General features: G+C 75.8%; 8 protein-coding genes. All 8 read left to right on the top strand.

The features are described from left to right. The first annotated feature begins 567 nt into the window (after window positions 1–567). The 8 genes from AB7J25_RS15965 (at window position 568) to AB7J25_RS15930 (ending at window position 9,698) form a co-directional block, all read left to right on the top strand. Window positions 568–861: a hypothetical protein gene (locus AB7J25_RS15965; RefSeq protein ID WP_428509721.1), complete on the top strand. Its 294-nt coding sequence runs from the start codon at window positions 568–570 to the stop codon at window positions 859–861. Between the two features lie 1,293 nt (window positions 862–2,154). Continuing rightward, on the top strand, window positions 2,155–2,634 hold the full coding sequence (locus tag AB7J25_RS15960) for an NADH-quinone oxidoreductase subunit B family protein (RefSeq protein WP_428509719.1): 480 nt from the start codon (window positions 2,155–2,157) through the stop codon (window positions 2,632–2,634). Beyond that, the gene (locus AB7J25_RS15955; protein WP_428509717.1) at window positions 2,631–4,649 is read left to right on the top strand and encodes a proton-conducting transporter membrane subunit; all 2,019 of its coding nucleotides are present in this window, start codon (window positions 2,631–2,633) and stop codon (window positions 4,647–4,649) included. Before AB7J25_RS15960 ends, AB7J25_RS15955 begins: the two co-directional genes overlap by 4 nt. Beyond that, window positions 4,646–5,614, top strand: coding sequence for a respiratory chain complex I subunit 1 family protein (locus AB7J25_RS15950; protein ID WP_428509716.1), 969 nt, complete (start codon window positions 4,646–4,648; stop codon window positions 5,612–5,614). Before AB7J25_RS15955 ends, AB7J25_RS15950 begins: the two co-directional genes overlap by 4 nt. Continuing rightward, window positions 5,611–6,261, top strand: coding sequence for a hypothetical protein (locus AB7J25_RS15945; RefSeq protein ID WP_428509715.1), 651 nt, complete (start codon window positions 5,611–5,613; stop codon window positions 6,259–6,261). Before AB7J25_RS15950 ends, AB7J25_RS15945 begins: the two co-directional genes overlap by 4 nt. Window positions 6,262–6,278: 17 nt before the next feature. Next, window positions 6,279–7,775: a proton-conducting transporter membrane subunit gene (locus tag AB7J25_RS15940; protein WP_428509713.1), complete on the top strand. Its 1,497-nt coding sequence runs from the start codon at window positions 6,279–6,281 to the stop codon at window positions 7,773–7,775. Then, window positions 7,772–9,316 carry a nickel-dependent hydrogenase large subunit gene (locus tag AB7J25_RS15935; RefSeq protein WP_428509711.1) on the top strand — a complete coding sequence of 515 codons (1,545 nt, stop codon included), beginning with the start codon at window positions 7,772–7,774 and terminating at the stop codon, window positions 9,314–9,316. Before AB7J25_RS15940 ends, AB7J25_RS15935 begins: the two co-directional genes overlap by 4 nt. A gap of 55 nt (window positions 9,317–9,371) precedes the next feature. Beyond that, the gene (locus tag AB7J25_RS15930) at window positions 9,372–9,698 is read left to right on the top strand and encodes an ArsR/SmtB family transcription factor (RefSeq protein WP_428509709.1); all 327 of its coding nucleotides are present in this window, start codon (window positions 9,372–9,374) and stop codon (window positions 9,696–9,698) included.

The raw sequence follows: 9,698 nt of genomic DNA, 5'->3' as shown, positions 1-9,698 counted from the left end.
GCCTCGTGGCGTTCGCCCCGTGCCCCGTCGCCGTCCTCGGCCCCCGCTGCCTGGAGGACTCGTCCGACCCGGCCCGTCCGGCGGACTCGGTGCCGACCCGCTGAGAGCGGACGCGATCGTCGTCCGGTGGGGGACGATCGGCCCGGGGTGCGGCGGGATGCCGTGGTCCGCGGGTTCGGCGGGCTTGTGCCCGGTGCGGTGGTGCGGTGGTGCGTTGGGAAGTGCGGTCGGCGGGCGCGGTGGCCGGTGTCGTGGTGCGCGGCGAGGCATGGTCGGTGGGCCGGTGGCCGGTGTCGTGGTGTGCGGCGAGGCATGGTCGGTGGGCCCGGCGCGGTGGTGCAGCAGTGCGCGGGTGTGGCGGAGCGGGCTCGGCCTTCCGGCCGCCTGCCGCGTAACGGTCGGCAGTCCTGCCCCGGGCTGTTACGGTGTCGCCGTGCGCCGCCCGACCCCCGCGGGTCTGATCATTACCGAGCGCGCCGGCTGAGCCAGGTCGCCGGCGCGCTGTCGCCGTGCGTCCTCCGGGACCTGGTCCGGATCCTCCTGCCCGTTCCCCCGAGGAGATCCGCCATGCCTCACGCCGTACTCGCCCCCGCCCCGGCCGTGCCCGCCGAGGACGTCGTCCCGGTACCCGTCCACCGCGCCGTCACCGCCTACGTGACCGATGGTCTCGACGGCGTACTGCGCGTCGTGACCCTGCTGCGAGGGCGCGGCTACCGGGTGCGCGACCTGGAAGTCGACGTCCGCGAGGGCGTCGTGGAGAGCCGGGTGGCCTGCACCGTCGTGGTGACCGCGGCCGACGCGCACCTGCTCGTGCACCGGCTGCGCCGAATGCCGGTGGTCGTATCCGCCGAGCTGGGGTGACGCCCGCCGGCGGGGCTGCCGCCGGGGTCCGGTGGGCGTCGGCGCGCTGCCGTGCTGCCTGCGGCGGCTCGCCGGCCGTCCGGCGGGCTGGCGGCCAGGGTCGTCCGGCGGGCTGGCGGCCAGGGTCGTCCGGCGCAGGCCCGGGCTGCGGGGTGCCCGCGGCCGTCCGCCCTCGCAGGGCCGCGCGACACCTCGCAGAGCCTGCGGTGCTCTTCGCAGGGCCTCGCGACGCCTCGCAGGTGCTGCGGCCCGTGCGAGGCGTGTGCAGCCTCTGCGAGGGTCCTGCCGGGCCGTGGTTGGTCGGAGTGGGGGCCGGTTCGCCGGGCCGGCGGTTCGCCGGGCGGCCAGGCCGTAGCTCGCCGGGGGTGGCGGCCGGTTCGCCTCGCCGGCGGCCGGACCGCCGGTGGCGGTGGTGTGGCGGTGGTGTGGCGGTGGCTTCGCAGGTCCGCGGTGCACCTCGCAGAGCCCGCCGGTGCTCTTCGCAGAGCCCGCCGGTGCTCTTCGCAGAGCCCGCGGTGCACTTCGCAGAGCCCGCGGTGCACCTCGCAGAGCCCGCGGGTGCTCTTCGCAGAGCCCGCGGTGCTCTTCGCCGGGCGTCGCGACGCCTCGCAGGTGCTGCGGCCTGTGCGAGGCGTGTGCAGCCTCTGCGAGGTCCTGCCGGGGGCGCGGCTGGCCGGGGGTGGCGGCCGGTTCGTCGCGGCCGGTCCGCCGGGCGGCCGGTTCGCCGGGCCCGCAGTTCGCCGGGCGGCCGGTCCGCCGGTGGCGGTGGTGTCGCGGTGGTGTGCGGTGGTGTGGCGGTGGCTTCGCAGATCCGCGGTGCACCTCGCAGAGCCCGCGGTGAACTTCGCAGAGCCCACGGTGCACCTCGCAGGGTCTCGCGACGCCTCGCAGGTGCTGCGGCCTGTGCGAGGCGTGTGCAGCCTCTGCGAGGGGCTCTGCCGGGCCGTGGCTGGCCGAGGTGGCGACCGGTTCGCCGGGGCCCGGGTTCGCGGGCCCGCGGTTCGCCGGGCGGCCAGGTCGCGGCTGGCCGGGGGTGGCGGCCGGTCGCCGGATCCGCGGTCCGCCGGTGCCCGCGGTCCACCGGACCCGCGGTCCGCCGGTGCCCGCGGTCCACCGGGCGCCCGACCCGCCGGGCCGCGGCCCGGCACCCCCGGCAGCACCGGCCCCCGGCACCCCCGGCCCCCGACAGCACCGGCACCCAACCCGACGCGGCAGGCATCACACCCCTGCCGTTCTTCCAAGTTGCTAAAGTCCGCAACTGTTAAATCCTGCATCGCAATGTGGTGGTGGCTCGTGCGAAAACTGTGGCGGCTGATCCGGCGGACGGGTCGGATCGCACAGGACGCCCCACCCGCCCCGCCCCGCCCGGCCACCGCGCCGGCACTGCACGGATCGGCGCAGATCCGCCACGTCGACGCCGGGTCCTGCGGCGGCTGCGAGATCGAGATCGGGGCCGCGTTCGGCCCGGTCTACGACGCCGAGCGCTACGGCGCGCGCCTGGTCGCCTCACCCCGCCACGCGGACGTCCTGATGGTGACGGGTGTCGTCACCCGCAACATGCGGCGCCCGCTGCAGCGCACCTACGAGGCCGTCCCCGGCCCGAAGTGGGTGATCGCCGTCGGCGACTGCGCCCGCAACTGCGGCGAGCTCGCGGGCGGCCACGGCGTCGTCGGGGCGGTGTCCGACGTCGTCCCGGTCGATCTGGACGTGCCGGGCTGCCCGCCGCGCCCGGAGGCCGTCGTCGAGGCGGTGCGGAAGCTGACCGGCCGATGACGCCGGGGCTCGCGCTGCTCGCCTCGTGCGCGGCGGCGATCGGCTCCGCCGTGGCCGCGTGGCTGCTGCCCTGCGGGGTGCGCCCGCGCGTGGCGGGCGCGGGCGTCGCCCTCACCGGCGGGTTCGGCCTCGTGGCCGGGATCGCGATGCTCGCCGGTGCGCCGTTCGCGGTCGCGGCGCCGGGCCTGCTGCCGCTCGCGGGGCTCGCCTTCGAGGGCGATCCGCTCGGGGCGCTCTTCGTGTGCGTCGTGTCGGCGGTCGCGGTGCCGGTGGGTGTCTACGCCGCCTCCTACGCCCGCTCCCACGGCCTCGACGACCGGGTGCCGCAGGCCGCGCTGCCGCTGTTCGTGCTCGCGATGATCGCGGTGCCGCTGGCGTCGAGCGTGGCGACGCTCCTGGTCTGCTGGGAGCTGACGGCGCTGACGTCGCTCGCGGTGCTCGTCGCGGAGCACCGCGGCAGGCCGGAGGTCGCGAGCGCCGCCCGCTGGTACGCCGTGATGACCCACCTGGGCTTCCTCGCACTGCTGGTCGGCCTGTCCGTCCTCGCCGGGGAAGCGGGCGGCGGCGGGTTCGCGGCGCTGCGGGCGGCCGGGCCGGCGCTCTCCCCTGCGGTCGCGGGCGTGGTGTTCGTCGCCGCGGTGGTGGGGTTCGGATCGAAGGCTGGCCTCGTGCCGCTGCATGCCTGGCTGCCGCGGGCGCACGCGGAGGCCCCCAGCCACCTGTCCGCGCTGATGTCCGCGGCGATGGTCAACCTCGGTGTGTACGGGATCGTGCGCGTGGGCTTCGACCTGCTCGGCGGCGGGCCCGCCTGGTGGTGGCTCGCGCTGCTCGGGCTGGGCGCGCTCTCCGCGGTGTACGGGATCCTGCAGGCGGCGATCAGCACCGACCTCAAGCGCCTGCTTGGCCGGTCGACCACCGAGAACATGGGCCTGGTGCTGCTGGGTGTCGGCGCGGCGGGCCTGTTCACCACCGCGGGCCGCCCGCAGCTCGCGGCGCTCGCGCTCACCGCGGCGTTCGTGCACCTGCTGGGCCACGCCGCGTTCAAGACGCTGTTGTTCCTCGCCGCGGGATCGGTGGTGCGGGCCACCGGCACCCGCGACCTGGACGCTCTCGGCGGGCTGCGTCCCACCATGCCCGCGACGACGGCGCTGTTCGGGGTGGGCGCGCTCGCGGCGTCGGCGCTGCCGCCCGGGACGGCGTTCGTGTCGGAGTGGCTGCTGCTGCAGGCGTTGGTCCACGGGCCGGGGAGCGGGCAGGAGTCCACCGCGGTGACGATCGCGATGCCGCTCGCCGTGGCCGCCGTCGCGCTGACGGCGGGGCTGTCGATCGCCACGTTCGTCAAGGCCTTCGGGGTCGGCTTCCTCGCGCGGCCGCGCAGCGACGCGGCGGCAGGGGCGACGGAGGCCCCGTCCGGGATGCTCGCGGGGATGGGGCTCGCCGCCGTGGCCTGCGCCGTCCTGGCCTGGGCACCGGGGCTCATGTTGCCGGCCGTGTCCGCGGCGGTGGCGGTCGCCGTGCCCGGCTCGCCCGCGGTGACCGGCCTCGTGTCGCTGCAGCTCGCGGGTGTGGCGGGAGTGCTGTCCCCGGCGCTGCTCGCGCTGGCCCTTGTCGCGGGCACGGTCGCCGTCGTGGCCGCCGTGCGGGTGCTGGGGGGTGGCAACCGCCGGGCGGCGCGCGAGTGGGAGTGCGGCGGCGGGCCGCTCACCGCGCGCATGGAGTACACCGCCACGTCGTTCGCCGAGCCGCTCCAGCGGGTCTTCGACGACGTGCTGGCCCCCGAGACCAGCGTCGACGTCGACCACTACGACGAGTCCCGCTACCTGGTGCGTTCCGTCGCGTTCCGTCGGCAGGTGCCCGACCGCATCGAGCGGCGCCTCTACACCCCGGTGCTCGCCGCCGCGCGGGAGTGGGGCAGGCGCGGGCGCGCGCTGGCCGACGGCAGCGTGCACCGCTACCTCGGCTACGGCTTCGTGGGCCTGTGCGCCCTGCTGGCGGTGCTGGCGGTGTTCGGGTGAGCGCGCTCGGACTCGTGGGCGGCATGCTCCAGATCGCCGTCGTGGTGGCGGCCTCGCCCCTGCTCGTCGGCGTGATGCGCCAGGTCAGGGCCCGGCTGGAGGGCCGGGTCGGGCCGGGTCTGGCCCAGCCGTGGCGGGATCTGCGCAAGCTCGTCGGCAAGGAGGCCGTCACCCCGCGGGGGACGAGCGAGCCGTTCCGGCTCGCGCCCGCGGTGCTGGTGGCGAGCACGCTCGTCGTCGCGGTGGCGGTGCCGCTGGTGGCCGCCGAGTCCGCGCTGTACCCGATCGCGGACCTGTTCGTCGTCGTCGCCGTCCTGGCGGTCGGGACCACCGCGCTCGCGCTCGCCGGGCTCGACACCGGCAGCGCCTTCGGCGGGATGGGCGCGAGCCGCGAGATGACGATCGTCGCGCTCGCCGAGCCGACGCTGCTGCTCGCGATCTTCGCGCTCTCGGTGCGGGCAGGCTCGACGAACCTCGCCGACCTGCTGGCCGTGACGCTGGACGATCCCGCGCGCGTGGTCTCGCCGGTGAGCCTGCTCGCGGCGGTGGCCCTGCTCGTCGTGCTCGTCGCGGAGACCGGGCGGCTCCCGGTGGACAACCCCACCACGCACCTGGAGCTCACGATGATCCACGAGGCGATGGTGCTGGAGTACGCGGGCCCGGACCTCGCCCTCGTGGAGCTCGCGTCCGCCATGCGGATGACGGTGCTGCTCGGCCTGGTCGCGACGCTCTTCCTGCCGTGGGGGATCGCCACCGCGCTCACCCCCGCCGCGCTCGCGCTCGGCGTGCTCGCGCTGCTCGTGAAGGTGGCGCTGCTCGGGGCGGCCCTCGGCGGGATCGAGGTGTTCCTGGCCAAGCTGCGGCTCTTCCGGGTGCCCGAGCTGCTCGCCGGGTCGTTCCTGCTCGCCCTGCTGGCCGTCGCGGCCTCCTTCTTCCTGGCTGCCGGCACCGGGGGGCAGCCGTGACCGCGCGCCTGCTCGACCTGGCCTGCGGCGGGTTCCTGCTCTGCGCCGTGCTCGTGCTGTGGCGCCGGGAGCTCGCCGTGATCGTGCGGGTGTTCGCGGTGCAGGGGGCGCTGCTCGCCGTCATGGTGGCGCTGCTCGCCGTGGCGGAGGGCTCGGCCGAGCTGGGCGTCGTCGCCGTCGTGGTGGCGCTGCTGCGGGCGGTGCTGCTGCCGCTGCTGCTCGGCCGGGCGCTCGCCGAGGCCGGTCCCGGGCGGCGCGAGACGCACCCGTCGGTCAACGTCACGGCCTCCCTGCTGTGCGCGGCCCTGCTGGCCTCGCTCGCGTACGCGGTGTCGCGGCCGCTGGTGGCGCTTTCGGACGCACCCGCCGCGGCGGCCGTCCCGGTCGGCCTGACCGTGGTGCTGATCGGCTTCTTCGTCATGGTGACCCGCCGCCGCGCCCTGTCGCAGGTGGTGGGCCTGCTGCTGATGGACAACGGGATCACCGCCGTCGGGTTCCTCGCCGGCGCGGAGATGGGGCTGGTCGTCGAGCTGGGTGTCTCGCTCGACGTGCTGCTCGCCGTGCTGGTGCTGCAGACCCTCACCACCCGGATGCGGGAGGCCTACGGCGACACCGACCTCGACGAGCTGCGGGAGCTGAGGGACTGAGTGGGACTGATGACGCGATGACACCGCTCGGGCTGCTCGCACCGCTCGCCGCCGCCGCCGCGTACGCCGCGTTCGGCTGGCGGCCCGCCACCCGCTGGATCGGCACGGCCGCCTGTGCGGTCGTGCTCGCCACCGCCGTCGCCCTCGCCGTCACGGTGACGGGATCGGCGCCGGTCACCGCGCTCGGCGGCACCGTACGGGTGGACGCGCTCTCGGCGTTTCTGCTGCTCGTGATCGGGGCCGTCGCCGTCCTGGCCGCCGCGGCCACCCCGGCGCACTTCGACACGGAGATCGCCGCGGGCCGCGCGACCGCCCGGACCGCCGCTCGCCACCACGTCCTGGTGTCGCTGTTCGTCGCTGCCATGACGGCTGCGGTGATCGCGGCGGACCTCGGCGTCGTCTGGATCATGATCGAGGCGACGACGATCTGCACCGCGTTCCTCGTCGGTCAGCGCCGCACGCGCGCCTCGGTCGAGGCCGCGTGGAAGTACGTCGTGGTGTGCTCGACCGGCATCGCGCTCGCGCTGCTCGGGACGCTGATCCTGCACGTCGTGAGCGCGCACGCCGGCGGGAACGGGCTCGACCTCGCCGATCTCGTCGCGCTCGGGCCCCTGCTGGACCCGGACGCGACCCGCATCGCCGTGGCGTTGCTCGTGCTCGGGTTCGGCACGAAGGTGGGCCTGGTGCCCCTGCACGCCTGGCTGCCCGACGCGCACTCGCAGGCGCCCGCGCCGGTGTCCGCGCTCATGTCGGGGGTGCTGCTGTCGGTGGCCGCCTACGCGGTGCTGCGGGTCAAGGCGGTGTCGGACGCCGCGCTGGGCCCGGCGTTCCTCGGCGTGCTGCTGGCGGTGACGGCACTCGCGACGCTCGCCGTCGTCGCCTCGCTGCTGCTGGCCCAGCGCGACCACAAGCGGATGCTCGCCTACTCGAGCATGGAGCACATGGCGCTCGTGACGCTGGGCGCCGCGATCGGCACCCGCGCGGCCGTGGCGGCCGCGCTGCTGCACGTGCTCGGCCACGGGCTGGCCAAGGCGGTGCTGTTCCTCGGCGCCGGACGGGTCCTGCAGCTCACTGGCACCAGCCGCATCGCCGAGGTGCGTGGCCTCGCCACCCGCAGCCCCGTCCTCGCCGGCTGCCTCGCCGCCGGGCTGGCCGCGTTGCTCGGCTTCCCGCCGTTCAGCGTGTTCGCAAGCCAGCTGGGCATCGTGACGGCCGGGTTCGCGGCGGGCCGGGGCTGGGAGGTGGCCGCGGCACTCGTGCTGGTCCTCGTGATCGCGGCCGCGCTGATCGGCCACGGTGCCCGGATGCTGCTGGGTGAGGCGGACGGCCCGGCCGCCGACGGTCCGCGCGCCGCCGGCGAAGGGGCCGTCCGGACCGGGGTGACCACCCGCACCGCGGTGCCCGAGGCACCGGTGCTGGTCACCGGGCTCGTCGCCTGCGCCGTGCTGGGCCTCTGGGCCGGCCCGCTGCAGCCGCTGCTCGACGCCGCCGCGAGCGCCGCGGGTGCGCGATGACGGCCGGGCTCGTCGCTGCGGCGGACCGCGACGACCGGCGGACGATCGCGGCACGTGAGCTGCCGGACTGCGCGCGCCGGCTGCTCGCCGAAGGGTTCCGGCTCGCCCTCGTCGCCGGGCACGACGACACCGGACCCGGCGCCGGACCCGACGCCGGGCTGCGCGCGGTGTACCTGTTCACCCGGGCCGCGACGGCCGATACCCCGGACCGGCGCGTCGAGCTGCACGTGCCGCTGGACGCCGCACGGCCGACGGTCCCGACGCTCGCGGGGCTGTCGTTCCCGGCCGGGCGGTTCGAGCGCGAGCTGCGCGACCTCTTCGGGATCGTGCCCACCGGCCACCCGCTGCCGCGCCGCCTCGTGCGCCATTTCCACTGGCCCGCCGGCTGGTACCCGATGCGCCGCAGCGCGGGCGCGCCGCCGGAGTTCGCGGAGGTGGACGGGCCCTACCCGTTCCGCACGGTCGAGGGCACCGGCGTCTACGAGATCCCCGTCGGCCCGGTGCACGCGGGGATGATCGGGCCCGGTCACTTCCGGTTCTCCGTCGTCGGCGAGACGATCGTGAAGCTCAAGGCCCGCCTGTGGTTCACCCACCGCGGTGTGGAGAAGCTGTTCGAGGGCCGCCGCCCGGCCGATGCGGTGCGGCTCGCCGAGCGCATCGCGGGAGACACCACGGTCGGTCACACGCTCGCGTTCTGCCGCGCCGTCGAGGACGCGGCGGGCATCGCGGTCCCGCCCGACGCCGCCCGGCTGCGCGGGATCGTGCTGGAGCTGGAGCGGCTGCACAACCACGTCGCCGACCTGGGTGCGCTCTGCACCGATGTCGGGCACGGCATCCTCGGCGTCCACGCGCTGCGGGTGCGCGAGGGCCTCCTGCGCGTCAACGACGCCGTGACGGGGCACCGGCTGCTGCGTGGGGCGGTCCATCCCGGTGGTGCGGCGCTCGCCGCGCTGCCCGACCTCGGCGCCCTCGCGCGGATCGGCCGCGACGTCGACGAGATCGTCGGGCTGGCGCTGCACCACAGCGTCGTCCTGGACCGGTTCACCGGCACCGCGGTGCTCGGCGCCGAGCAGGCAGCGGACCTCGGGGTCCTCGGCTATGTGGCCCGCGCCAGCGGCCTGCGGGTGGACGCCCGCCAGGATCACCCGTGGCTCCCGGAGCCGGTGCCCGCCGTCACGCACACGCGCACCGACGGCGACGTGCTCTCCCGCTTCGTGGTGCGCGCCGAGGAGATCGCCGCGTCGCTGCGGACGATCACCACCCTGGCGACCGCCCTCGACGGGCGCAGGTCGGCGACCGCGCCCCCCGCGCCGGCGGCCAGACCGGCGCGTTCGGGCGTCGGGATCGTGGAGGCGTGGCGCGGGACGCTGGTGCACCGCGTCGAGACGGCGGGCGACGGCTCGCTCACGCGGGTGAAGGTGGTGGACCCGAGCTTCCTCACCTGGCCCGCGCTGCCGGTGGCGCTCGCGGACACGATCGTCCCGGACTTCCCCCTGGTCAACAAGAGCTTCAACCTGTCCTACCCCGGCAACGACCTGTGATCGACTCCTCGCAGTTGCTAGCGTGAGAACCGCCTGACACCAGGACAGGATCGTGATGAGCAGACCGCTTTACCAGCTCAAGGCCGAGTTCTTCAAAACCCTGGGCCATCCCGCACGCATCCGTGTCCTGGAACTGCTCAGCGAGCGCGAGCACGCCGTCGCCGAGCTGCTGCCCGAGGTCGGGATCGAGCCCGCGAACCTGTCCCAGCAGCTCGCCGTCCTGCGCCGGGCGGGGCTGGTCTCCACCCGGAAATCCGGCTCGACGGTGTTCTACTCGCTCACCAGCCCGCACATCGCCGAGCTCCTGGCGGTGGCGCGCCGGATTCTCACCGGGGTGCTCTCCGAGCAGGTCGAGCTCCTGGAGGACCTGCGCACCACCTGA

It is taken from the genome of Pseudonocardia sp. (assembly GCF_050246655.1).
Taxonomy (GTDB): Bacteria; Actinomycetota; Actinomycetes; order Mycobacteriales; family Pseudonocardiaceae; genus Pseudonocardia.
The sequence above is the reverse complement of the archived record's forward strand: the minus strand, read 5'-3'. Positions and strand labels throughout refer to the sequence as shown.

Coding starts and splice junctions, on each gene's coding strand:
- AB7J25_RS15935 (WP_428509711.1), top strand. CDS start 7,772: ATGACGGCCGGGCTCGTCGCTGCGGCGGACCGCGACGACCGGCGGACG.
- AB7J25_RS15930 (WP_428509709.1), top strand. CDS start 9,372: ATGAGCAGACCGCTTTACCAGCTCAAGGCCGAGTTCTTCAAAACCCTG.
- AB7J25_RS15940 (WP_428509713.1), top strand. CDS start 6,279: ATGACACCGCTCGGGCTGCTCGCACCGCTCGCCGCCGCCGCCGCGTAC.
- AB7J25_RS15955 (WP_428509717.1), top strand. CDS start 2,631: ATGACGCCGGGGCTCGCGCTGCTCGCCTCGTGCGCGGCGGCGATCGGC.
- AB7J25_RS15965 (WP_428509721.1), top strand. CDS start 568: ATGCCTCACGCCGTACTCGCCCCCGCCCCGGCCGTGCCCGCCGAGGAC.